The following is a 22,906-nucleotide window of genomic DNA, read 5'->3' on the forward strand; positions in this document are numbered from 1 at the left end:
GAGCAGACGCAAAAGCCCCCGAAATGGCACATTTCGGGGGGCTTTTGCGTCTGCTCGCGCACCCTACCAAAATGCCTACGATAGCGGTTACAGTAACAGAAGTAACGACGCTTGAAACGAGCTCAATCGACGGTTACCGGTAAGGTTGTGGGTCGCAGTTCAGGGTAGAGCTGCTGGTAGATCACGCAGGACAGATCGTCATGGAGGTGCCCGCGGTGGCAAAGCAGGCAACCGCTGAAAAGCGTCAGCGACGCGAACGCGGTTCCATCAATCCCGACGACATCATCAGCGGTGCATTCGAACTCGCCGAGCAGGTGTCGATCGACAATCTGAGCATGCCGCTGCTGGGCAAACACTTGGGCGTCGGTGTGACCAGCATTTACTGGTACTTCCGAAAGAAGGACGATCTGCTCAACGCGATGACCGACCGCGCCCTGGGCAAGTACGTGTTCTCCACCCCCTACGTCGAAGCCAGCGACTGGCGCGAGACATTGCGCAATCACGCCCGCTCGATGCGTAAGACGTTCATGGGCAACCCGATTCTGTGCGACCTGATTCTCATCCGGGCGGCGCTCAGCCCGAAGGCGGCGCGCATGGGTGCCCAGGAAATGGAGCGCGCCATCTCCAATCTGGTAGAGGCGGGGTTGTCACCCGAAGACGCCTTCGACACCTATTCCGCGATTTCCCTGCATGTCCGAGGTTCGGTGGTGCTACAGCGCCTCTTCGAGAAGAACCAGTCGGCCGACAGCGGGCCACGCACCATCGAGGACGCCGTGGGTATCGATCCGCAAACCACCCCGCTGATCGCACAGGTCACCGGGCAGGGTCACCGCATCGGGGCTCCGGACGAGACCAATTTCGAATACGGTCTCGACTGCATCCTCGACCACGCCGGCCGGCTGATCGAGAAAAGCGGGAAGACGAGGCCGCGCAAGGCCGCCAAGTCGACGGCCCCCCGACGGACCAAGTCGACCCCCAGCCGTTAAGACCCGTCAGGTTCGGGCACGTGAAAGTGCTCGTCGCGCAATCGGAAAGCTTCCTTGGTGCCGTGCTGTGCGCGGGTCTTGACGAAATTGAATTCGTCGGGCCCGAACTGCAGGTTGGTGCCGTACGCGTGAAAGAGATAGCTGGCGACTTCCTCGCCGTTATACGCCTGGGTCTGCTCGACGAGACGGAATGCTTCCTTGGCGATCACCACTCCGTCGGCGGGCATCTTGGCGACCTTCTCGGCCCAATAGCGCGCACGTGCCGTCACCGACTCGGAATCGCATGTGTCGGTGAAGATTCCGAGATGCTCCAGCTGGCCGGCATCGATGATGTCACCGGTCAGCAGGAGCCGTCGGGCCAGCACCGGCCCCAGACGATGGAAGAACAGGTGCAAGCTGCCCAACGCGGGTCCCAGGAATCGCGTCGCCGGCATCCCGATTCTGGTGTCGCGGGCGATCACTGAGATGTCGGTCATCAGTGCCATCTCAAAACCGCCGCCCAGGGCGTAGCCCGCGATCTCCCCCACCGTCACCTTCGGGAAACCCATCAGGTTGTGGTAGAAGCCGAATGACTTGCGGTCCACCGTGAGTCGGCGACGCTGACTGGGGCGCCGCTTCGCATTGGGCTGCCCGCCGGACTCGCCGTACCAGCCGTAGGCGTTGTTCATGTCCGCGCCGGTGCTGAACACTCCACCCGCCCCGCGCAGCAGGACCACCGTGATGTCGTCGTCGTCGGCAACACGATCCAGACAGCGCGACACCGCGTTTCGCATCGCTGCGTCATAGGAGTTGCGTTGTCGCGGATTGTTCAGCGTGATCGTGGCGATCCTGCGGTCGGGGTCGACCTCGAAGAGCACGCGGTCGTCGGATGCGTTCGGGTCGGTCATGCGCCGGTCTCCGTTCTCCGCCTGCCGAATTGGGTCGTGGCAAGTTGATCGGGGCGCGAAGCCAACGTGTTCACCTCACCGATGCACAGCACTTCCTCGTCGAGCAGTAGCCGCGCCGTCGACGTGATGCCCCGCTCCACCTGCGACCGAACGATCTCGAACCTCAGCTCCGTCAAGAGCGGCGTCGGACGGCGGAACGTCACGCCCAACGATCGCGTCTTGCCGGACAGCCCGGTGACACAGTTGTGGTGCTGTATCACGCAGTCGAAGAACACTCCCAGAAAGCCGCCGTGCACCAGCCCCGGCGGCCCTTCGTAGAGCAACGGGAAGGTGACCCGGCCGGCAGCGGCGTCGGGATCCAGTTCGTCGAATCGGTACTCGGGGAAGCACGGGTTGTAGGAACCGATGTCGGTCGCGTGGTTCAGGTACACCCGCCTCGGGTCGTTCTCGACGACACCGATGCGCGGAGCGCTGTCGGCGGGCGCGGCAGCGGCTAGCTCGGTTTCCCATTCGGCGAATCTGGCCAACATCGCCTCGACGGTCGGATGGGGGCTCTCCAACGAGAGCAGCAGGGAACTGAGCCGACGCATGGCAGCGGCCGCGGCGATCGTCTGGGCAAGGGGGGCCTCGCCGAATCTAGCGTTTCCGGTGCTCGCAGGGCTGGTGCCCTCGGCCATGTTTCCTCTTTTGTCGCCGGTTCCACCGGCCCCGTTTTGGCCGGTAGGGTTTCTTGCTAACTTATACACGTTAGCAATCGTATTGCATACTGTATGGGTAACCGTATGGACGGGAAGGGTCGGATTCCAGCGTGAGTCACCAGGCCGAGGCGGCCGACGCCCAAGGTACGGTGGCGCTTTCCCGTGCCGATGCGACGCTGCAGATCACCCTGGACCGGCCGGCTCGGCGTAATTCGTTGACCCCGTTGATGATCGAGACTCTCGTCGATGCATTGACCGATGCCGCCTCCGACGACTCGTTACGTGCGGTGCACCTGCGCGGGGCCGGCGACGACTTCTGCGCCGGCTCGGACTGGGTGGCGGCCAACCGGCCCGACGGGCAACGGCCGCGCAGCGGGGACCTGGTGCGACGAGTGCCGCACGCGGCGCACCGGGTGATCGAACTGATCCACACCATCCAGTTGCCGGTCGTCTGCAGCGTGCGCGGGTGGGCGGTTGGGATGGGGTGCAACCTCGCGCTGGCCGCAGACTTCACCGTGGCCGCCCACGGAGCCACGTTCTGGGAACCGTTCGTGGACCGCGGGTTCAGCCCGGATTCGGGGTCCAGCTGGCTGGTGCCCCGCCTGGTCGGCCTGGCACGCGCGAAACGGATGTTGCTGCTGGACGAAAAGGTGAGCGGCGCCCAGGCGGCGGACTGGGGTTTGATCCACCAGGCGGTCAGCCCGGCCGAGCTCGACGACACCGCCGCGCAACTCCTGGCGCGTCTCGCCAAAGGTCCGACGGTGGCGATGGGTTTGGCCAAACAGGCATTGCACCACGGCCAGCGCGCGACCCTGGCCGAGTCCATGACGCAGGAATTGTATAACCTCGAATTGGCCTGCCGCACCAGAGATTTCAAGGAGGGCCTGCAGGCTTTCCGGGATCGGCGTGCGCCGGACTTCGACGGTCGCTGAGCACCGACATCATCCACCGAGACAAAGGAACTTCGATGCCCGCATTCGACACCATCGGCTACGACGTCGACGGGCATACCGCCACCATCACGCTGAACCGCCCAGAGGCTCTCAATGCGCTCAGCCCGCACATGATCACCGAGCTGCGGGCCGCCTACGACGAGGCCGAGAACGACGACAAGGTGTGGCTGACCGTCGTCACCGGCACCGGACGGGCCTTCTGCACGGGAGCCGACGTCAAGGCCATTCCCGAAGACGGCAAGGTGATCTACGAACGGCCCTACCTGTCGACCTATGACCAGTGGGAGGCACCGCAGGAGGGCACCCCACCGTTTCGCACCATGGCCAAGCCGGTGGTGACCGCTGTCAACGGTCTGTGTTGCGGTGCGGGCATGGACTGGGTCACCACGTCCGACATCGTGATCGCTTCGGACCGGGCGACGTTCTTCGACCCGCATGTGAGCATCGGGCTGGTGGCCGGCCGGGAGATGGTGCGGGTGTCGCGGGTGCTGCCCCGATCGATCGCGCTGCGAATGGCGTTGATGGGCAAGCACGAAAGGATGAGTGCCCAGCGCGCCTACGAACTCGGATTGGTCAGCGAGGTCGTCGAGCACGACCACCTTCTGGACCGGGCCCGCGAGATCGCCGACATCGTGAATTCCAATGCGCCGCTTGCGGTCCGGGGAACCCGGTTGGCCATTCTGAAGGGGCTCAACGTGCCGCTGCACGAGGCCGAGATCCTCGCCGAGACATTCCGCGAGCGGGTGCTGCGCACCGAGGATGCGCAGGAAGGGCCGCGGGCGTTCGTGGAGAAGCGTAAGCCGGATTGGCAATGTCGATGACCTTCGAAACGATCCTGCTCGACGTGGACGCCACCGACCACGTCGCGACCATCACCCTGAACCGGCCGCAACAACTCAACGCGTTCAACCGGACGATGTGCGCGGAGATGGCCGAGGCCTGGCGCCGGGTCAAAGTCGACGACTCGGTGCACGCGGTGGTGTTGCGCGCCGCCGGCACGCGGGCGTTCAGCGCCGGGTTGGACATCAAGAGTCCCTACGGCCAGCCCGACAATGTCTGGAACCACGAAGATCCCGGCGAACTGTTGAGCCCCAAATGGCAGAAGATGTGGAAGCCGGTGGTCTGTGCGGTGCAGGGCATGTGCACCGCCGGTGCCTACTACTTCCTGAACGAGGCCGACGTGGTGATCTGCGCGGCGGACGCGACGTTCTTCGACTCGCACGTCTCGGCCGGGTTGGTCTGTGCGCTGGAGCCGATCGGACTGATGCGTCGCATCGGGTTGGGTGAGACATTGCGGATCGCGTTGATGGGCAACGACGAACGGGTCAGTGCCGACACCGCGCTGCGCATCGGACTGGTGTCGGAAGTGGTTGCCCCGGAACGGCTGTGGGACCGCGCCCACGAAATTGCGGCCACGATAGCGGCCAAACCGCCGTCGGCGACCCAGGGTACGGTGAAGGCGATCTGGGAGTCCCTGGACAAACCGTACCGGGCCGCGATGGAGCAGGGACTCATCTACACCCGGCTGGGCAATCCGCTGGGCACCGCCGAGCTTGCCGCACAACCGAAGTCGTCCAGGCCCGGGGAACCCAAGGTCCGGTAATGCATGCTCTGAGTCGGCGCATCGGTGACGTACTGGATCTGCAGCCGGGGGCGCACGCCGTCGAGTACGCCGGCCAATGGTTCTCGTGGGCACAGATCGCCGACGCCGCGCGACGCACCGCTCCGCTGGCCGCGCACCACTCCAAAGTCGGTATGCTGCTGCGCAATCGGCCGGGGCACGTGTCGGCGTTCCTCGGGGCACTGCTGGGCGGGGGAACCGTCGTCACCATCAACCCGTCACGCGGCGACGAGCGCACCAGGGCCGACATCGCCGGGCTGCGACTGCCGTTGGTGATCGGTGAACCCGAGGACCTGGCGACGTTCGTCGCGCCCGAGACGGCCACGGTGGCGATCTCGGGCACGCTCGACGACGGCGCGCAACCATCCGGGTCCGCCGTCGATGAAGCCGGCGCCGACGTCGCGGTGGTGATGCTGACCAGTGGCACCACCGGGCCGCCTAAGCGCATCGACCTCAGCTACGACATGCTGGCGCACAGTGTGATGGGTTCGGGGTACCGGCAGGCGCCCGCGCCCACCGAGCTGCGGCGCGGGGTGGCGATCGTGAACTCGCCGCTGGTGCACATCGGCGGGGTGTTCCGGGTGCTGCAATGCGTCGCCGAGGCGAGACCCTTTGTGCTGCTGGAACGATTCGAGTTGAACACCTGGTCCGACGCGGTCCGCAGACACCGCCCCCGCGCGGTGTCGCTGGTGCCCGCTGCGCTGCGCACGGTGCTGCACTCGGATCTGACGCGAACCGACCTCGACGGCATCCGCGCCGTCACCTGCGGCACCGCGCCGTTATCGGCCGACGATGCCGACGCATTCACCGTGAAGTTCGGCATCCCCGTGCTGACTTCTTATGCTGCAACCGAATTCGGCGGCGGGGTGGCGGGGTGGACGCTGGCCGACCACCAACGCTTCTGGGCCGCCAAACGGGGCAGCGTCGGGCGGGCCAATCCCGGTGCGCAACTGCGGGTGACCGGCGACGGTGGCGCGCCGCTCGGACCCGATCAAGTCGGCCGGCTCGAGGTCAAACCAGCCCAGCTGGGGCCCGCGGCCGACTGGATGCAGACCAACGACCTGGCGCGCATCGACGACGACGGCTTCGTCTGGATCCTCGGTCGCGCCGACCAGGCGATCATCCGCGGCGGATTCAAGATCATGCCCGACGACGTGCGTACCGCCCTGGAGGCGCACCCGGCGGTCGAGGGCGCCGTCGTGGTCGGGCATGTCGAGGAACGTCTCGGGGAGACGCCGGTGGCCATGGTCGAGTTGCGCGAAGCGGTGACCGTCGACCAACTGGTGGACCATCTGCGAACTCAGCTGGCGGGCTACGAGATTCCCACCCGGATCGTGATCGTCGAGGCGATACCGCGCACACCGTCCGGTAAGGCCGATCTGGGCGCGGTTCGCTCCTTCTTCAGTGCCGAACATGCCCGGTGACTGCCGCACCGTCCCTGCGCTATTGCGGGAACAGGCCGGCGCGCGAGCACAGCATCCGCTGCTGGTGTGCGACGACGACCGGATCAGTTACGCCGAAGCCGACGCTCGCTCGGCTGGCCTGGCGCGCGGGCTGATCGGCCTGGGTGCCGGGAAGGGAACCCATGTCGGACTGCTGTATCCGAATGGCACCGAGTTCGTCGTCGCGATGCTGGCCGCCGCGCGAATCGGCGCGGTGGTCGTGCCCTTCTCGACTTTCGCCACCGCGCCGGAGTTGCTCGAGCAGCTGGTTGCCAGCGACACCGCAATCCTGTTGAGTACACGTTCTTTTCGTTCCCACGACTACGCACACAGGCTCACCGGCGCGACCGCGGCCGCGCCGCAGTTGCGCCACGTCGTGTTCGACTGGGATAGCCTGCCCGACGACAACGTCGAACCCGCGCTGCTGACCGCACTGGAAGACGACGTCGAGGGCTCCGACGTGCTGGCCATCGTCTACACGTCCGGTTCCACCAGCACAGCCAAGGGTGTGGTGCACACCCACTCCGCGTTGCTGGGACACCAGCGCAACCTCAACGAGATCCGCAGGTTGGAGCGGTCGGACAAACTGTTCTGCAACTCGCCGTTCTTCTGGATAGGTGGGTTGGCGTTCGGGTTGCTGGCCACGTTGGTGGCCGGGTCCACGCTGGTGTGCTCCAATGCCACCGACGCGGCCGTGACGCTGGACCTGCTCGAGTCCGAGAAGCCCACCGTCACAAACGGATTCGTCACCGGAATCATGCATCTGACGCAGCATCCCAGTTACCCGCACCGTGACCTGTCGTCGTTGCGGCGGGGCAACCTGTATCCGATCATGGCGCCCGAGGTCCGACCCGCCGACTCAGAACTGCGGCACAACATGCTGGGGATGACCGAAGCCGGCAGCGTGCTGCTGATCAGCGAAGACGAATCCGAGCAACCCGAGGCCCGCCGCGGCTCCTACGGCCGCCCGGCGCCCGGCTTCGAAACCAGGATCGCCGGCCCGGTCGACGGTGTCGGGGAACTGTGCATCCGCGGACCGTACGTGATGCAGGGATATCACAAGCGCAGTCGCGAGGAATGCTTCGACCGCGACGGCTGGTTCCACACCGGAGATCTGGTGCGCGCCGACGACGACGGTTACCTGTACTTCGTGGGGCGGCTAACCGGGATGATCAAGACCGCCGGCGCGAATGTGTCTGCCGCGGAAGTGGAAAGAGCCTTCCGCAGGATCGGCCTGGCGGCCCATGTCGTGGGTTTGCCGGACGTCCGCCGCGGTCAGGTGGTGGCGGCCGCGGTCGTGATGCCCGACGGTGCCGACGATTTCGACGAAGCGGCGCTGCGCACGCGACTGGAGTCCGAACTGTCGTCGTACAAGATTCCCAAACGGTTCGTAGCCGTGTCAGCTGACCAGGTGCCGCTGCTGTCCAGCGGCAAGGTCGACATGCAGCAGCTGAAGAAGTTGTTCGATGGCTGACACCATCGACGGGCTGGTCCGCCTGCACGCCGTCCGCCGGGGCGCCAAGCCTGCGGTGATCGACCCCTCAGAGAGGGTCAGTTACAGCGAACTCGACTCGACCACAAGTGAATTGGCGAACACCCTGATCGAAGCCGGGGTCGGCAAGGGCACCCGGGTGGGCCTGATCATGCCCAACAGCGTGCGTTGGGTACAGATCGCGGTTGCCGTCACCCGCATCGGCGCGGTGTTGGTTCCGTTGAGCACCCTGCTACAGCGCGCTGAACTGATCGCGCAGCTGCGCATGGCCGCGGTGCAGGTGCTGGTGAGCGTGACCGAGTTTCGCGGGCATCGCTATATCGACGATGTCGCAGCCGTCTCACAGTTCGAGTTGCCTGCGCTGCAACGTATCTGGTCAGCAGACCAGCTATCCGGGGCGGCCACGCATGACGGACGCATCGAGGCGATGGGCGCCACGGTCACCCCGGCCGACCCGCTGGTGATCATCTTCACCTCGGGAAGCAGCGGGGCACCCAAGGGAGTCATTCACTCGCATGGCAGCGCGCTCGGTGCGGTGCGGTCGGGGCTCGCGGCCCGCTGTATCAGCGCCGAGACCCGGTTGTACCTGCCGATGCCGTTCTTCTGGGTGGGTGGGTTCGGCAGTGGGATTCTGTCGGCGCTAGTGGCGGACGCGACGCTGGTGACCGAAGCCGCGCCGCAGCCCGAAACCACCCTGCGGTTACTGGAACGTGAACGGGTCACGCTGTTTCGCGGCTGGCCCGACCAGGCGCAGGCACTGGCCCGTCACTCCAGCCGCGCCGACGTCGACCTGTCCGCGCTGCGACCGGGCAGCCTGGATGCGCTGCTGCCGCCCGAGCAACGCGCGCAACCGGGCGCACGCGCGTCCCTGTTTGGCATGACCGAAGCGTTCGGGCCGTACTGCGGCTTCCCGGCTGACACCGATATGCCCAAGACGGCATGGGGCAGTTGCGGAAAACCGTTTCCCGGCATGGAGGTTCGCATCGCCGATCCGGACACCGGCGCAGCGCTGCCGGCGGACACAGTCGGCATGATCCAGATCCGCGGACCGCACACGTTGCGCGGCATCTGTCGCCGCAGCAGGGAAGAGGTGTTCACCGCCGACGGCTTCTACCCCACCGGTGACCTCGGGCGCCTCGACCCCGAAGGGTTCCTGTTCTACCACGGCCGCGGTGACGACATGTTCAAGGTCAGCGGGGCCACGGTCTATCCCAGCGAGGTGGAGCGGGCGCTGCGCATGATCGAGGGTGTCGAAAGTGCTTACGTCACCAACGTTCCCGGGGTGACCGGCGAACAGGTGGGCGCGGCGGTGGTCTGCCGCACACTGACCGTGGACCAGCTGCGCGGCGCCGTCCGCGGACTGCTGAGCGCCTTCAAAGTGCCGACGGTGTGGATGCTGCTGGAGTCCGACGATGGGCTGCCCCGCGGCGGTACCGGCAAAGTGGACGTCCGGGCCTTACGAAAGATGTTGGCGCAGGAGGCTTCCTAGGGGACGCGCTCCCAGGGTTGGCAGTTCTGCGACTCGAATGCCTTCACCGACGTGTTGATGTTCGCGAACATCGGACCGACGGAGATATTCGTCTGCAGGACATGCTCTTTGTTGGCGTCGGGTGTGCTGTAGGTGAACCATGCGCACATCGAATCCTGGGTCGGCACATTGTTGATCCACACGCCGATGACCGAGGCCGACCCCGCCGTGCGGTAGAGGCCCGGCGCAATGTCAGGTCCGACGACGAAGACTCCGTTGCCCGGGATCGGGTCCATCGGATCGGCCGCGGCCGGTGGGGACAGCGCAATCGCCGACACGCCGGTCACTATCAAGGCGACGGCGCGGGACGCTCGCGTGATACGCATAGCGGCAGTCTAGACCCGCGACCAGGAATGGCACTTTCGGAATCTCGCCGTTGTTCGTATCCGCCGGGAAGCGGCGCCTCAATCCGATGCGTGCGATGCCTGCACGACCACACCACGCTCGATCAGGTGCTCGATCAGCGGAACCGCGCTCGCCGCAAGGTGATCGGACATCGCTACGCGCGCAGACTCCTCGTCGTGCGCGTCGAGCGCCGCCAGCACCCGGCGGTGGTCCTTGACGGCCCGCTCGGGCCAGTGCTCGATCATCGGGAACACCGACTCGGGCGCATAGCGGGTGATCTGCGACATCATCTGCGCCAACTTCGGTGAATCCGCGGCGATGTTGATCGCCCGATGGAATTCGTGGTTGAGCCGGATGGTCTGTTCGTCATCGGCGGCGGCGTACGCCTTCTCCAGGTGAGCCTGAATGTCCTTGAGATCACTGAGCTGCTGATCGCTGATATGCAGCGCGGCCCGCGCTGCCAATTGACCGCCCACATGGGCCTGCACATTGGCGACGTCGGCCAGGTCCCGCCGTGTCAGCGGCAGCACCACGAAGCCGCGCCGGGGCTGTTGAGCGACCAGACCTTCGGCGCGCAGCGCGAACAACGCCTCCCGCACCGGCGTGACGCTGACCCCCAACTCCGCGGCCAGTTGATCCAGCCGCACATACTGGCCGGCCGCGTAAGTGCCCTCGAATATCCTCTTTCGGACAAAGGCCGCGACGTCCTCGGAAAGCTGTGGCCGCGAACCGAAATCCGGAACCGTCATCGCCTCACATCCGATACTCGTCGAGTAGGCGCTTGCTGATGATCTGCTTCTGGATCTCGCTGGTGCCCTCGCCGATCAGCAGGAACGGTGAGTCGCGCATCAGCCGCTCGATCTCGTACTCCTTGGAGTAGCCGTAGCCGCCGTGGATCCGGAAGCTCTGTTGGGTGACCTCCGAACAGAACTCGCTGGCAAGGTATTTCGCCATTCCGGCCGCGACGTCGTTGCGTTCGCCGGAGTCCTTCAGTCGCGCTGCGTTGACCATCATCAGGTGCGCGGCTTCGACTTTGGTGGCCATCTCGGCGAGCTGGAACGCGATCGCCTGGTGCTCGGCGATCGGCTTGCCGAAGGTCTGCCGCTGCTGGGCGTAGCGCACCGCCAGTTCGAAGGCCCGGATGCCGACACCGCAGGCGCGCGCGGACACGTTGACCCGGCCGACTTCGATGCCGTCCATCATCTGCAAGAAGCCCTGGCCCGGCTTGCCGCCGAGGATGTCGCCGGCGCTCGCCCCGTAGCCGTCGAAGATGAGTTCGGTGGTGTCGATGCCTTTGTAGCCGAGCTTGTCGATCTTGCCGGGAATGATCAGGCCGGGCACCACTTCGCCGAAGCCGGTGGGCTTTTCGACCAGGAAAGCGGTCAGGTTGCGATGTGGTTTGTCCGCTCCCTCGTCGGTGCGCACCAGCACCGCGACCAGCGTGGAGCTGCCCCCGTTGGTCAGCCACATCTTCTGTCCGTCGATGGTGTAGGTGCCGTCGTCGTTGCGGGTCGCGCGGGTGCGGATCGCGGCCACGTCGGAGCCCAACTCGGGTTCGGACATGGAGAACGCGCCGCGGGTCTCGCCGGTGGCCATCCGCGGCAGGAACCGTTGCTTCTGCTCCTCGGTTCCGTGCTGACGCAGCATGTACGCGACGATGAAGTGGGTGTTGAGCACCCCGGACACGCTCATCCAGCCGCGCGCGAGTTCCTCGACGCACAGCGCGTAGGTGAGCAGCGACTCCCCCAGCCCGCCGTACTCCTCCGGGATCATCAGGCCGAACAACCCCATCTCGCGCAGGCCGTCGACGATGGCCTGCGGGTAGGTGTCGCTGCGTTCCAGTTCGGGCGCGGTCGGAATGATCTCCTTGTCGACGAATTGCCGTACCGTGGCGACGATTTCGGTCTGGATCTCGGTGAGGCCGAGAGTCTGGGCGAGTCTGGTCATGCGCTGTTCGTCCCTATCGTCTTCGCGGTCGCCAGACGCGCGATGTCGTCGTCCGTCAGTCCCAGGTACTCGGCGAGCACGTCGGCGGTATCGGCCCCCAGCACCGGCGCCGCCGCGCTGGTCGGATGCACCCCGTCGAACGCGGTCGGCATGGCCGGGGCCAGATAGTCTCCGACGCCCGGTTGGTGCAGTCGGGAAAACAGCGGATTCGCAGTCACTTTCGGGTCGCGGGCCACCTCGGCGAAGGTGCGGTACCGTTCGAACAGCACCGTGGTGCCCGACAACGCCGCACCGATCTCGTCGGCGGTGTGATCGGCGAACCAGGTGCCGAACAGACCGGACAACACGTCGCGGTAGCGGTAGCGGTCGCCCTCGGTACCGAAGTCCACACCCAGCGCTTCGGCCAGCGCCGTGACCGCCGCACCGGTACCGGTCACGTCGACCAGGTCACGAAAGTGCCTGCGCGTCAACAACACGACCATGAACCGGGCGCCGTCCCGGCTGACGAAATCCTGCCCGTACTGGCCATAGACGGCATTGCCGACCCGTGGTCGCTGCGTCCCGAGCACCTGGGGTTCGGTCAGTAACCCGAGGTTTCCGGCGGTGGCCAACGCGACATCCTCCAGGGCCAGACTGACCCGGGCACCTGCCCCGGATTGGTCGCGACGATGCACGGCGGAGACGACGGCCAGCGCGGCGTACAGGCCACAGCTGACGTCCCAGGCCGGCAGCACATGGTTGATCGGCGCGGCGTGGTCGGCCGGACCGGTGACCAGCGGAAATCCGATGGCCGCGTTGACCGTGTAGTCCACGCCGGTGGATCCGTCACCGCGCCCGAGCAACTGGACATGGATGACGTCGGAACGCTTGGCCGCCAACGCCTCATGGCTCAGCCAGGACAGGCCAGCCGAGTTGGTGACGACGATGCCGTCGCCCTCCACGATCAGGCGCTGAACCAACTCCTGCCCCTCGGGCGCCCGGAAATCCACTGTGGCCGAACGCTTTCCCTTGTTCAGTCCCGTCCAGTAGATCGACGTGCCACCCTCGGTCAGCGGCCAACGCTGCACATCGGAGGCGCCACCGATCGGATCGACACGGATAACCTGTGCGCCAAGCTGGCTCAACGTCAATCCGCACAGCGGTGCGGCGACGAAGCTGGACACCTCGACGACGCGGACGCCGGCCAGCGGCAGCGTGGTCACGTGACCCGCTCGAAGACCGCGGCCAGCCCCTGCCCGCCACCGATGCACATCGTCTCCAAGCCGTAACGCGCCTGGCGCCGGTCCAACTCGCGGGCCAGGCTGGCCAGCATCCGGCCACCCGTCGCTCCCACCGGGTGTCCCAGGGAGATCCCCGAACCGAGCACATTGGTCCGATCGTGGTCGGCGGCACCGAAATTCCACTCTCGCATCACCGCAAGCGCTTGGGCGGCGAAGGCCTCGTTGAGTTCGATCAGGTCGATGTCGCTCAGCCGCAGGCCTGCTTTGGCCAGCGCCACCTCCGTCGCCGGCACCGGGCCGATTCCCATGATGTTGGGCGCCACCCCCGCTTGGCCCCACGACACCAGCCGCACCAACGGCCTCAACCCGAGTTCGTTCGCCTTCTCCGCGGTGGTCACCACGCACATCGACGCGGCGTCATTCTGCCCACTGGCGTTGCCCGCCGTCACCGTCGACTCCGGATCATCCTTCAGCAGAACAGGTTTGAGTTTGCTCAGGGACTCCACCGTGGTATCGGCGCGGGGATGCTCGTCGGTGTCGATCACCTGCTCGCCCTGCCGCGTCGCCACGGTGACCGGAACGATTTCGTCTTTGAGCACGCCGTCCTGCTGCGCGGCCACCGCCCGCTGGTGCGACCGCACCGCGAGCTCGTCCTGCTCCTGCCGGGAGATCCCGTACTGCCGGCGCAGGTTCTCAGCGGTCTCCAGCATCCCGCCCGGCACCGGGTAGTGACGGCCGCCTGCGGTGCTGCGACCACGGGCCAGCGCGTCGTGCACCCGGACACCGGAACGGCCTCCGCCCCAACGCATGTCGGTGGAGTAGAAGGTGACGTTGCTCATGCTCTCGCAGCCGCCCGCGACGACGAGATCGTTGTCGCCGGAGCTCACCTGCAGGCACGCCTGGATCACGGCCTGCAGACCCGACCCGCAGCGGCGGTCGACCTGCATACCCGGAACGGTCACCGGCAGACCGGAGTCCAGCGCCACCACCCGCCCGATCGCGGGCGCCTCGCTGCTGGGATAACAGTGCCCGAGGATGACGTCCTGCACCGCGTCCGGGGCGATCCCCGTGCGGTCCAGCAGGCCGCGCAGCGCTGCGACGCCGAGGTCGACGGCGCTGAGCGACTTGAACATGCCGCCGTACCGGCCGATCGGCGTCCGTACCGGTTCGCAGATGACCGCCTCGTGCTGCCGAGCAGACGCAAAAGCACCCCAATTCGTCCCGAATTGGGGGCTTTTGCGTCTGCTCGCGGCGCTCTCCGTCACAGGTGCCGGCCGCCCGTGATCTCCATGACCGTGCCGGTCATGTAGGAGGACAGGTCGGATGCCAGGAACAGGGCGACGCTGGCCACCTCGCTGGGTTCGCCGGCGCGCCCCATCGGAACTTCAGCCACTTTCGAATCCCAGATCCGTTGCGGCATGGCCTCGGTCATGGCCGACCGGATCAGCCCCGGAGCGATGGCGTTCACCCGGACACCCAGGTACGCAAGCTCTTTGGCGGCCGCCTTGGTCATGCCGACGATCCCCGCCTTGGCTGCCGAGTAATTCGTCTGGCCGACCATTCCGACCTTGCCGGAGACCGACGACATGTTGATGATGGCGCCCCGCTTGTTCTCCCGCATGACGGCCGCGGCCAGCCGGGTACCGTTCCACGTCCCCTTCAGGTGCACGTTGATGACCTGGTCGAACTGCTCCTCGGTCATCTTGCGCATGGTCGCGTCGCGGGTGATTCCGGCGTTGTTGACCATGATGTCGAAACCACCGAACCGCTCGATGGCGGTCTGGATGAGGTTGGAGACCTCTTCGGATCGGGTGACGTCGCAGCGCACCGCGACGGCGACGTCCTCACCGCCCAGTTGTTTCGCCGCGACCTCGGTCGCCTCGAGGTTCACGTCGCCGAGCACCACCCGCGCACCTTCGGCAATGAATCGCTCCGCAATCGCGTAACCAAGACCTTGCGCAGCACCCGTGACCACCGCGGTCTGACCGTCCAACAACGACACCTGTATCACGCCTTCTGTTCGGGGCGCCCGAGCGAGCACCGTCAACTCAAATATCGTATTTCATATATGATCTTGGCCTACCCTATCAACCCGCCACCCCACCCGCGAACAGACGTAAAAGCCCCCATTTCCGGGGGAAATGAGGGGCTTTTACGTCTGTTCGCGCCCAACAACTGAGCCGAAGGAGCAGTAGCGATGAGCGAGGTCTCTGACGAGGACTTCCGGGAGATGCTGGCGCAGACCCGCCACTTCATCCGCACCGCGGTCGTCCCGCGTGAGCAGGAGATCCTCGATGAGGACCGGGTGCCCGACGAACTGCGCGACGACGCCAAGAAGATGGGCCTGTTCGGCTACGCGATCCCCCAGGAATGGGGCGGCCTCGGCCTGAACCTGAGCCAAGACGTCGAGCTGGCAATGGAGTTGGGCTACACCTCGTTGGCGCTGCGGTCGATGTTCGGCACCAACAACGGCATCGCCGGACAGGTTCTCGTCGGGTTCGGCACCGACGAGCAGAAGTCGCGTTGGCTCGAGTCGATCGCCTCCGGCGACGTCGTCGCCTCCTTCGCCCTGACCGAACCCGGCGCGGGATCCAATCCGGCCGGATTGAAGACCAAAGCCGTTCGCGACGGCCAAGATTGGGTGATCGACGGGCAGAAGCGCTTCATCACCAACGCACCGGTCGCCGATCTGTTCGTGGTCTTCGCACGCACCCGCCCGGCCGACGAGAAAGGTCCCGGGATTGCGGTGTTCCTGGTGCCGGCCGATGCGCCCGGCGTCGAGGTGGGCGCCAAGGACGCCAAGATGGGTCAGGAGGGTGCTTGGACCGCAGACGTCAGCTTCACCGAGGTGCGCGTCGACGACAGCGCCCTGGTCGGCGGCAGCGAAGACATCGGCTACCGCGCGGCGATGACCTCGCTGGCGCGCGGCCGGGTGCACATCGCCGCGCTCGCAGTCGGCGCGGCGCAGCGCGCCCTGGACGAGTCGGTGGCCTACGCCGCCACCGCGACCCAGGGCGGCACCCCGATCGGCAACTTCCAGCTGGTGCAGGCGATGCTGGCCGACATGCAGACCGGGGTGCTGGCCGGGCGCGCGCTGGTCCGCGACACCGCGCGGGCCTGGGTCGACGACCAAGACCGCCGGATCGCGCCGTCGGCGGCGAAGCTGTTCTGTACCGAAATGGCCGGCAAGGTCGCCGATCTCGCGGTCCAGGTGCACGGCGGCAGCGGCTATATGCGCGGGGTCCCGGTCGAGCGCATCTACCGCGATGTCCGGCTGCTGCGACTGTACGAGGGCACCAGCGAGATCCAGCAACTGATCATCGGCTCCAACCTGGTGAAGGCGGCGCAACGATGAGGCTGCAGAACAGGGTCGCGTTCATCACCGGAGCTGCGCGTGGCCAGGGCCGCGCGCACGCGGTGCGAATGGCCCGGGAAGGCGCCGACATCATCGCCGTCGATATCGCGGGGCAGCTTCCCGATTGTGTCCCTTACGATTCGGCGACCCCGGACGACTTGGCCGAAACGGTTCGCCTGGTCGAAGAGACGGGCCGTCGCATCATCGCCACGGTGGCCGACACCCGCGACCATGACGGTTTGCGCCGGATCGTCGAGGCCGGCGTCGCGGAATTGGGGCGCCTGGACATCATCGTGGCCAATGCCGGGATCTCGGCTCCGCAGGCCTGGAACGACATCTCCCCCGAGTCATTCCGGGACGTGTTGGACATCAACGTGACCGGCACCTGGAACACCGTGATGGCCGGAGCGCACCACATCATCGACGGCGGCCGTGGCGGCTCGATCATCCTGATCAGTTCGGCCGCCGGAGCGAAACTGCAGCCGTTCATGGTGCACTACACCGCCAGCAAGCACGCCGTCACCGGCATGGCCCGCGCGTTCGCGGCCGAACTGGGCAAGCACTCGATCCGGGTCAACAGCGTGCATCCCGGACCGGTCAATTCTCCGATGGGCAGCGGGCAGATGATCGAGGCCATGGGCAAGGCCATCGAGACCAATCCTCAACTGGCGAACATGATCACGCCGTTCCTGCCGACCTGGGCGGCCGAACCGGAAGACATCGCCGACACGGTCTGCTGGCTGGCCAGTGACGAATCCCGTTACGTCACAGCAGCGGAGATCCCGGTGGATCAGGGGTCGACGAAGTACTGATTAGCGCGTTGACTCTGCGCCTAGGGCGACAAAGTGCGAGTAGGTTGCGCCCTGAGCGCAGAATCAACGCACTAAGCAGCGAACGGGAGCAAAGCGCCCTCAGCGCAGGAGACGCCCTAGCCCGAGATCAGTTCCAGGGTGCCCAGGTCGCGAATCGCCTGACAGCCTCGCGACAGCATGGTCAGCACCATGTCGTCACCCCGTTCGGTGGAGGTGGCGAAGGCGAACCCCAGCGCCGAGATCAGCGGCGCCTGCAACACGCCGAGCCGGTAGTCGCGCCAACATGTTTCGCGGTCGTAGTCGCGGACACCGTAACTCAGCAGCGCCCGGTGGTACTCGGTCACCAGGTCTTCCTCGACGGTCCCCCGCAGTTGCGAGTTCAGGCTGGTCGCAGTGAAATAGGCGAGATCGCGCGCCGGCAAACCCACCCCCAGCGTTTGCCAGTCAACGACGCTGATGCGGGTGTGGTCGGGATCGAACAACATGTTGTCCAGCCGGTAGTCGCCGTGCAGCAGCGCGAACCGGTCGTGCTCGGCCATCAGCCACGGTGCGACCAAACCCATTGTGGCAGCGAAAGTGTCGCGGTCTTCGGCGCTCAGCCGATCGCCGAGCTTCTCCAGGGTGATGTCGGCGCTCATCTTGGCCACCTCGCCCATGCCCTGGGCGCCGGCTTCGTCGGGACGGCCGAACGCGACACCGGGAAAGTCCAACCAGAACCGATCGCACCAGCTGGGTCCGTGCAGTCCGGCCAGTGCGACCACCGCCAGTCGCGCCTCCTGCTCCCCGCAGCCCAGCAGCTGATCACCCTGCACCGCCGGCGCCTGGTCGGCCAGCAGCAGCGCGTAATTCATTGCGTCGTCGCTGATTTGGGAGTAGAAGCAGCGCGGCGTCGGTACCTGCACGCGGTGGGCGGCCGAAGCATAAAACGCGCATTCGCTGCGATACCCGATGACGACGCGATCCCGCACGGCGTCGTCCTGGGCCGGCAGCTTGATCACGAACGTGGGCGGCAAACCGCCCGGATCGCCGCCGTAGGTGGCCGTCACGCGGTAGGTGGCGCCGGTCTGCCCGGTGCCGATCGGAGTCACGTCGGTTGCGGTCACCTCGACGGGCGCGCCACTTTGGCTGAGCACCGCCGAGAGCCATTCGGCGGTCACGTCGGCGGGGTACCTCGGGATCGACATCAAGACGCTCACAGCACTCGACTGTAAGCCATACCGCAGGACTTTCGGTGTGCCTGTCCTACTCGGCCAGGATCCGCCATTCCGCGGCTTCGTGCTGCTGGCGCCAGAACTCGCTGAACCGGCCGCCGGCGGCCAGCAGGTCGTCGACCGCGCCGTCTTCGATCACCCGACCGTTCTCGACGAACAGGACCCGGTCGGCGTGCCGGATGCTGGCCAGCCGGTGGGCCACGATCACCCGGGTGTGCGCCTGCGGGTCGGCGGTGAGCGCGTCGACGATCGCGACCTCGTTCTCGTTGTCCAGTGCGCTGGTCGCCTCGTCGACCAGCAGGATGGGGGCACCCTTGAGCAGCGCACGCGCGATGCTGACCCGCTGACGTTCGCCGCCCGAGAGTGCCGAGCCGGCTTCGCCCACCACCGTCTGGGCGCCGTCTGGCAGCCGGCCGGTGAGCTCGTCGACCCGGGCCAGACCGACGGCGCGGGTGAACCGGTCCTCGTCCGCATCCGGGGCGCCGGCCAGCACGTTCTCGCGGATCGTTCCGTGGAAAAGGTAGGGATGCTGGAAGACGACGCTGCTGGCGTTGCGCCGGGCGTCGGCGTCCAGGGTGGCCGCGTCCAGGTCGTCGATCAGGACCCGCCCTCGGGTGGGTTGATGCAGGCCGGCGATCAGCGCCAGGACGGTGCTCTTGCCGGAGCCCGACGGCCCGACGATCGCCGTCGCGGTTCCCGGCTCCAGCGAGAAACTCACCCCGTCCAGTGCCGGATGAGTTCCGCCGTCGTAGCTGAAGGTGACGTCGTCGAAGACGATGCGCGGCGCCGAGCCTGTCGGGCGCAACCGGGCCGTCCCGACGTCCACAGCGGGCGCGGTCAGCACCGAGCGGATGTTGTCGAGAGTGGCTCGGGTGCTCTCCAACGCCGGCGCCAGTTCGCTGACGGTGGTGAACGGCTCGAGGTAGCGGGCTATCACCACGATCAGCGCGATGGCTTCGGGCACACCCAACGTGCCGCCCACGGTCAGGGCCGTGGTGACGCCGGCGAGCAGGATCAACGCCAACTGGCTGGCGATGCTGAACAGCAACTGGCCGGGGATCTGCATGCCCAGCAGCCGCATCGTCGCGCTGTGCTGGGCGCTGAGGGCATTGCCGACCAGGCTGCGGGCCGGTTCGACGCGTCGCGCAGCACGCAGCGCCTGCTGGGTGCGGGCGAATTCGATGATGCGCTCGGTCAGCCTGCTGTTGGCCGCACCGGCGGCCGCATCGGCTTTGCGCGACAGGCGCACCGAAGCCCACAGCGCCCCCAGCAACAGCGGCACCCCGGCCAGCGCGGCGACACCGAGCTGCCAGGAGATCGGCAGCAACACCAACGCGATGGCCGCGGGCAGCAGGATGGCGCTGATCAGCGGCGTCAGCAGGTTGACCACCAGACCGACGAGTTCGGGTCCGGTCGAAGCGATGGCTTGCCTTGCCGTCGCGGTGTTTTCGGCGGAGAACCAGTTCAGCCGGATGTCCGGTAACCGGTCGGCCACGTCGTGCTGGGTGTGGTCGAGAACGGCGAACCCCAGGTCGAATCCGATCCGCGCGGTGGTGGTGTCGATGACCCAGCCGATCACGGTCGCGGCGGTCAACCAGCCCAGCCACACCAGCGCGCGTTGGGGTGTGTCGCCGAACAAGGCCGCCACCAACGGGACGAGCAGCACCGCACCCACCGCACGTAGCACGACGGAGACGAAAGTCATTGCCGCATAAGCAGCCACCTTGCCGCGACGATCGGCCGGGACGAGACGAAGCCAGGTGCGGATCATCCGGTGACCTCCTGCCCCGCGCCCACCGTCGCCCGGGGCCGACCCATTTCCCAGAGCCGGCGGTAGCGGCCGTCGGCGGCCAGCAGTTCGTCGTGGGTACCGCGTTCGGTGATGCGGCCGTGGTCGAGCACGACGATCTGATCCGCCCCGGTGATGGTGTGCAGCCGGTGTGCGATCACCAGCACGGTGCGGTCTCGGGTCAGTCGGTTGAGGGCTTGCTGCACAAGGTATTCCGACTCGGGGTCGGCGTAGGCGGTGGCCTCGTCCAGGATGAGCACCGGCGTGTCGGCGAGGATCGCGCGGGCGATGGTCAGCCGTTGCCGCTCGCCACCCGACAACGCGGTGCTTGCGCCCAGCACGGTGTCGTAGCCGTTGGGCAGCCGCAGGATCCGGTCGTGGATCTGCGCGTCGCGCGCCGCGGTCTGGATCTGCTCGAGGTCGGCTTCCGGGACGGCCAGCGCGATGTTCTCGGCGACGGTGCCGTGCACGAGTTGTGTTTCCTGGAGCACGAATCCGACCCGGGCGTAGAGCTCGTCGGCACTCAGCGACCGGATGTCGCTGCCACCCACCCGGATCGCGCCTTCCTCGACATCGTGAAACCTCGCCAACAACGCTGCGAGCGTGGACTTTCCGGATCCCGACGGGCCGACCAGTGCGGTGACGGTACCGGGCCGCAATTCCAGTGACACGTCACGGATCACCGGGACGCCGGGTCGGTAGCCGAAGCTGACATGGTCGAACACCACCGAAGCCTCGGCCGGGTGGGGTGCGGCCGCGGTGACGGTCAGTTCTGGCTCGGCAAGGGCGGTCTGCAGGCGGCGGGCGGCCAACGTCCCGGCACGGATGCCACCGACGCCATAGGCGATGCCCAGCAGCCGGGCTCCGAATGTGGTGCCCAACAACAGGAACGGCAACAAGTCGACCGCATCCATCCGGTGGGTGACGACGAGCAGGGTGCCGACGGTCACGATCAGCCACAGGAACGTCGACGGACGGGTGGCCAGGTCCATCATGGTCTTCTTGCCGGCCAGCGGACGTTGCCAGGCGACCAGGAACTCGATGTACTCGTCCAGGCTCCGTCGGAAGCTCGACGCGGCGGCACCGCCGAAAACGCGGATCACCGGCTGTCCTTCCAGATAGGCGCCGGCTTCGGTACTCATCTTCTCCGCCCACCGCTGCGACTGCGCGATCCGCGGCCCGGATTGAATCATCAGCATCGAAGATGTCACCAGGTAGACCAGGACCGGACCGAACAGCACCAACGCCACCCGCCAGTCGACGACGAACAGGTAGAGCAGCACCGCCACCGGTGCCACCACCGCGTTCACCGCGTCCGGAATGGCATGGGTGACCAGGTAGTGCAGCGACAGTGTGTCGTCCTGCACCAGTTGCTTGATCGACCCCGACCCGCGTGCGGTGAACCAGCCCAGCGGCAGTCGGGACAGCTTGCCCAACAACCGCGATCGCAGGTCGCTGGCGAACCGCGCGTCGACGACGTGGAGCCACAGGGTCAGCCCTGCCCCCAGCACGGTGCCCAACCCCAATAGCGAAACCGCCCACAGGCCGAGGTTCCACAGCCGGGACTCGTCGGCGCCGGCGACCAGGAGCCGCGCCAATTCGACGAGCAGGACGAACGGCGCCAGCTGCACCAGCGTGACGATGGCCTGCAACGCCCCCGAGGCGATCAGCGCCGGACGCAGCGGTGCCAGCAGCTGACCGGCGGCCTGGGCTCGCCAACTCCCCCGGGCCACCGATTCCGGTTGCGCCACAACCACTTCAGCCGAATCGTCCGCGGCGGCGGTGTCCGGCTCGTCGCCGCGGCGGGTGCCCATCTCCTTGCCGGCACTCCAATATGCCTGCGCATGGACCTCGGACTTGGGGAAGCCGAACTCGTCGCGCAGCCGTTTGCGAACGTTCTTGAGCGCGTTGGCTTCTGGCGTGGCCCAGCAGTACCAGTTCGACCAGTCCCGGCTTTCGATCGCGTTCGCCAGTGATCTGTCGTCGTGGCGCGCGACCCAATGCACCTGCAGCCGGGGATGCCGCGTGATGGGGATCAAGGGGTCGTTCTCGTCGTGTTGCTCGAGGTACATCTCGATCGGCACGTCGTCCGGGACGGTTCCGATGATCCCGTTCATGCCCGGGATCGACGCCGAGTCGCCGATCAGCAGATAGCCGGCCGGTTGTTCGTCGGGGCTGTCGTAGCGCGAGGAGCCCATCAGTGCCATGACCGCGATCGTCGTCCCGGGTTGCACGCTTCGGGCCCACGTGGAGGCGGGTCCGGCAGGCTCGTGCAACACCACGTCGACGGCGAACCTGCCGGTGGACGCGTCGGCTTCGGAAAGGGTGTAGCCGCGCTGGAATTCGGTCTTGGAGCCCTTCGGGTCGGGGAACCAGAACCGCAGCCACGCGGCCGGCTCCGGCTCGACCTCACCGAACAACGTCGGTGACTCCATCCGGATCCGCACGAAATGCGGTGCGATCTCGAAGGTTTCGAGCACGGTCGCGATGTGGTCGCGCGCGCCGAAGCCCTTCATCATCACGCCGGAAAATCCGCGTGCCATCAACGGTCCTCTCCCGCGGCGGTTTCACTCACCACCCGGGACACGGTTTTCATCTGATGCCACGCTCCGAGCTAGTA

The 22,906-nt window shown here is 66.6% G+C and carries 20 protein-coding genes; 9 read left to right on the forward strand and 11 right to left on the reverse strand.

All coding sequences use genetic code 11. From position 1 onward, the window contains the following. Nucleotides 1-200 precede the first annotated feature (200 nt). A complete protein-coding gene (locus tag AC5Y47_RS00475) occupies nucleotides 201-986 on the forward strand; it encodes a TetR/AcrR family transcriptional regulator (RefSeq protein WP_499940984.1) in 786 nt (261 codons plus the stop codon). On the opposite strand, the gene AC5Y47_RS00480 is transcribed toward AC5Y47_RS00475, so the two are convergent. Further along, the gene (locus AC5Y47_RS00480) at nucleotides 983-1,873 is read right to left on the reverse strand and encodes an enoyl-CoA hydratase/isomerase family protein (protein ID WP_499940986.1); all 891 of its coding nucleotides are present in this window, start codon (nucleotides 1,871-1,873) and stop codon (nucleotides 983-985) included. The two genes, AC5Y47_RS00475 and AC5Y47_RS00480, sit on opposite strands and share 4 nt — an antisense overlap. Next, nucleotides 1,870-2,550, reverse strand: coding sequence for a hotdog family protein (locus AC5Y47_RS00485; protein WP_499940988.1), 681 nt, complete (start codon nucleotides 2,548-2,550; stop codon nucleotides 1,870-1,872). Before AC5Y47_RS00485 ends, AC5Y47_RS00480 begins: the two co-directional genes overlap by 4 nt. Nucleotides 2,551-2,681: 131 nt before the next feature. On the opposite strand from AC5Y47_RS00485, the gene AC5Y47_RS00490 reads away from it, so the two are divergent. From AC5Y47_RS00490 to AC5Y47_RS00515, 6 genes are read left to right on the forward strand one after another with little or no spacing between them, the layout of a single operon-like run. After that, nucleotides 2,682-3,503, forward strand: a complete 822-nt coding sequence (locus AC5Y47_RS00490; RefSeq protein WP_499940989.1) for an enoyl-CoA hydratase/isomerase family protein — start codon at nucleotides 2,682-2,684, stop codon at nucleotides 3,501-3,503. 35 nt (nucleotides 3,504-3,538) lie between these two features. Continuing rightward, nucleotides 3,539-4,345, forward strand: coding sequence for an enoyl-CoA hydratase/isomerase family protein (locus AC5Y47_RS00495; RefSeq protein ID WP_499940991.1), 807 nt, complete (start codon nucleotides 3,539-3,541; stop codon nucleotides 4,343-4,345). Further along, a complete protein-coding gene (locus AC5Y47_RS00500) occupies nucleotides 4,342-5,127 on the forward strand; it encodes an enoyl-CoA hydratase/isomerase family protein (protein WP_499940993.1) in 786 nt (261 codons plus the stop codon). The genes AC5Y47_RS00495 and AC5Y47_RS00500 overlap by 4 nt, the downstream gene beginning before the upstream one ends. Then, entirely contained in the window at nucleotides 5,127-6,569 is a 1,443-nt protein-coding gene (locus AC5Y47_RS00505) for an AMP-binding protein (protein WP_499940994.1), read from the forward strand. Before AC5Y47_RS00500 ends, AC5Y47_RS00505 begins: the two co-directional genes overlap by 1 nt. Next, nucleotides 6,559-8,061, forward strand: coding sequence for a class I adenylate-forming enzyme family protein (locus tag AC5Y47_RS00510; protein ID WP_499940996.1), 1,503 nt, complete (start codon nucleotides 6,559-6,561; stop codon nucleotides 8,059-8,061). The genes AC5Y47_RS00505 and AC5Y47_RS00510 overlap by 11 nt, the downstream gene beginning before the upstream one ends. After that, complete coding sequence (locus AC5Y47_RS00515; protein WP_499940998.1) at nucleotides 8,054-9,568, forward strand: class I adenylate-forming enzyme family protein; 1,515 nt, start codon at nucleotides 8,054-8,056, stop codon at nucleotides 9,566-9,568. The genes AC5Y47_RS00510 and AC5Y47_RS00515 overlap by 8 nt, the downstream gene beginning before the upstream one ends. Here the strand turns inward: AC5Y47_RS00515 and AC5Y47_RS00520 are convergent. From AC5Y47_RS00520 to fabG, 6 genes are all read right to left on the reverse strand, one after another. Beyond that, entirely contained in the window at nucleotides 9,565-9,933 is a 369-nt protein-coding gene (locus tag AC5Y47_RS00520; protein ID WP_499940999.1) for an Rv1352/Rv1906c domain-containing protein, read from the reverse strand. The two genes, AC5Y47_RS00515 and AC5Y47_RS00520, sit on opposite strands and share 4 nt — an antisense overlap. A gap of 78 nt (nucleotides 9,934-10,011) precedes the next feature. Next, nucleotides 10,012-10,701, reverse strand: a complete 690-nt coding sequence (locus AC5Y47_RS00525) for a GntR family transcriptional regulator (protein WP_499941001.1) — start codon at nucleotides 10,699-10,701, stop codon at nucleotides 10,012-10,014. A 4-nt stretch (nucleotides 10,702-10,705) separates the two neighbouring features. After that, the gene (locus AC5Y47_RS00530) at nucleotides 10,706-11,899 is read right to left on the reverse strand and encodes an acyl-CoA dehydrogenase family protein (RefSeq protein ID WP_499941003.1); all 1,194 of its coding nucleotides are present in this window, start codon (nucleotides 11,897-11,899) and stop codon (nucleotides 10,706-10,708) included. Next, on the reverse strand, nucleotides 11,896-13,101 hold the full coding sequence (locus AC5Y47_RS00535) for a CoA transferase (RefSeq protein ID WP_499941005.1): 1,206 nt from the start codon (nucleotides 13,099-13,101) through the stop codon (nucleotides 11,896-11,898). Before AC5Y47_RS00535 ends, AC5Y47_RS00530 begins: the two co-directional genes overlap by 4 nt. Continuing rightward, complete coding sequence (locus AC5Y47_RS00540; protein ID WP_499941387.1) at nucleotides 13,098-14,294, reverse strand: acetyl-CoA C-acetyltransferase; 1,197 nt, start codon at nucleotides 14,292-14,294, stop codon at nucleotides 13,098-13,100. The genes AC5Y47_RS00535 and AC5Y47_RS00540 overlap by 4 nt, the downstream gene beginning before the upstream one ends. An 86-nt stretch (nucleotides 14,295-14,380) precedes the next feature. Then, nucleotides 14,381-15,130, reverse strand: coding sequence for a 3-oxoacyl-ACP reductase FabG (gene fabG, locus AC5Y47_RS00545; protein WP_499941389.1), 750 nt, complete (start codon nucleotides 15,128-15,130; stop codon nucleotides 14,381-14,383). A 186-nt stretch (nucleotides 15,131-15,316) separates the two neighbouring features. Here fabG and AC5Y47_RS00550 point away from each other — a divergent pair, with 186 nt between their 5' ends. Continuing rightward, nucleotides 15,317-16,474 (forward strand): acyl-CoA dehydrogenase family protein, encoded by a 1,158-nt coding sequence (locus tag AC5Y47_RS00550; protein ID WP_499941007.1) that lies wholly within the window; start codon nucleotides 15,317-15,319, stop codon nucleotides 16,472-16,474. Continuing rightward, the gene (locus AC5Y47_RS00555) at nucleotides 16,471-17,286 is read left to right on the forward strand and encodes a mycofactocin-coupled SDR family oxidoreductase (protein ID WP_499941009.1); all 816 of its coding nucleotides are present in this window, start codon (nucleotides 16,471-16,473) and stop codon (nucleotides 17,284-17,286) included. Before AC5Y47_RS00550 ends, AC5Y47_RS00555 begins: the two co-directional genes overlap by 4 nt. A 116-nt stretch (nucleotides 17,287-17,402) precedes the next feature. On the opposite strand, the gene AC5Y47_RS00560 is transcribed toward AC5Y47_RS00555, so the two are convergent. Genes AC5Y47_RS00560 through AC5Y47_RS00570 form a run of 3 tightly spaced genes read right to left on the reverse strand, consistent with a single transcriptional unit; the run spans nucleotide 17,403 to nucleotide 22,829 of the window. Further along, entirely contained in the window at nucleotides 17,403-18,473 is a 1,071-nt protein-coding gene (locus AC5Y47_RS00560; RefSeq protein WP_499941391.1) for a phosphotransferase family protein, read from the reverse strand. 55 nt (nucleotides 18,474-18,528) lie between these two features. After that, the gene (locus AC5Y47_RS00565) at nucleotides 18,529-20,268 is read right to left on the reverse strand and encodes an ABC transporter ATP-binding protein (RefSeq protein WP_499941011.1); all 1,740 of its coding nucleotides are present in this window, start codon (nucleotides 20,266-20,268) and stop codon (nucleotides 18,529-18,531) included. Next, a complete protein-coding gene (locus tag AC5Y47_RS00570) occupies nucleotides 20,265-22,829 on the reverse strand; it encodes an ABC transporter ATP-binding protein/permease (protein ID WP_499941013.1) in 2,565 nt (854 codons plus the stop codon). The genes AC5Y47_RS00565 and AC5Y47_RS00570 overlap by 4 nt, the downstream gene beginning before the upstream one ends. Between the last annotated feature and the right edge of the window lie 77 nt (nucleotides 22,830-22,906).

It is taken from the genome of Mycobacterium sp. NGS22 (assembly GCF_059813095.1).

What these genes read in the sequence shown, in the direction of transcription:
- AC5Y47_RS00475 (WP_499940984.1), top strand. Translation starts at nt 201, where the DNA reads ATGGAGGTGCCCGCGGTGGCAAAGCAGGCAACCGCTGAAAAGCGTCAG.
- AC5Y47_RS00480 (WP_499940986.1), bottom strand. Translation starts at nt 1,873, where the DNA reads ATGACCGACCCGAACGCATCCGACGACCGCGTGCTCTTCGAGGTCGAC.
- AC5Y47_RS00485 (WP_499940988.1), bottom strand. Translation starts at nt 2,550, where the DNA reads ATGGCCGAGGGCACCAGCCCTGCGAGCACCGGAAACGCTAGATTCGGC.
- AC5Y47_RS00495 (WP_499940991.1), top strand. Translation starts at nt 3,539, where the DNA reads ATGCCCGCATTCGACACCATCGGCTACGACGTCGACGGGCATACCGCC.
- AC5Y47_RS00500 (WP_499940993.1), top strand. Translation starts at nt 4,342, where the DNA reads ATGACCTTCGAAACGATCCTGCTCGACGTGGACGCCACCGACCACGTC.
- AC5Y47_RS00505 (WP_499940994.1), top strand. Translation starts at nt 5,127, where the DNA reads ATGCATGCTCTGAGTCGGCGCATCGGTGACGTACTGGATCTGCAGCCG.
- AC5Y47_RS00510 (WP_499940996.1), top strand. Translation starts at nt 6,559, where the DNA reads ATGCCCGGTGACTGCCGCACCGTCCCTGCGCTATTGCGGGAACAGGCC.
- AC5Y47_RS00515 (WP_499940998.1), top strand. Translation starts at nt 8,054, where the DNA reads ATGGCTGACACCATCGACGGGCTGGTCCGCCTGCACGCCGTCCGCCGG.
- AC5Y47_RS00520 (WP_499940999.1), bottom strand. Translation starts at nt 9,933, where the DNA reads ATGCGTATCACGCGAGCGTCCCGCGCCGTCGCCTTGATAGTGACCGGC.
- AC5Y47_RS00525 (WP_499941001.1), bottom strand. Translation starts at nt 10,701, where the DNA reads ATGACGGTTCCGGATTTCGGTTCGCGGCCACAGCTTTCCGAGGACGTC.
- AC5Y47_RS00530 (WP_499941003.1), bottom strand. Translation starts at nt 11,899, where the DNA reads ATGACCAGACTCGCCCAGACTCTCGGCCTCACCGAGATCCAGACCGAA.
- AC5Y47_RS00550 (WP_499941007.1), top strand. Translation starts at nt 15,317, where the DNA reads ATGAGCGAGGTCTCTGACGAGGACTTCCGGGAGATGCTGGCGCAGACC.
- AC5Y47_RS00555 (WP_499941009.1), top strand. Translation starts at nt 16,471, where the DNA reads ATGAGGCTGCAGAACAGGGTCGCGTTCATCACCGGAGCTGCGCGTGGC.
- AC5Y47_RS00565 (WP_499941011.1), bottom strand. Translation starts at nt 20,268, where the DNA reads ATGATCCGCACCTGGCTTCGTCTCGTCCCGGCCGATCGTCGCGGCAAG.
- AC5Y47_RS00570 (WP_499941013.1), bottom strand. Translation starts at nt 22,829, where the DNA reads ATGGCACGCGGATTTTCCGGCGTGATGATGAAGGGCTTCGGCGCGCGC.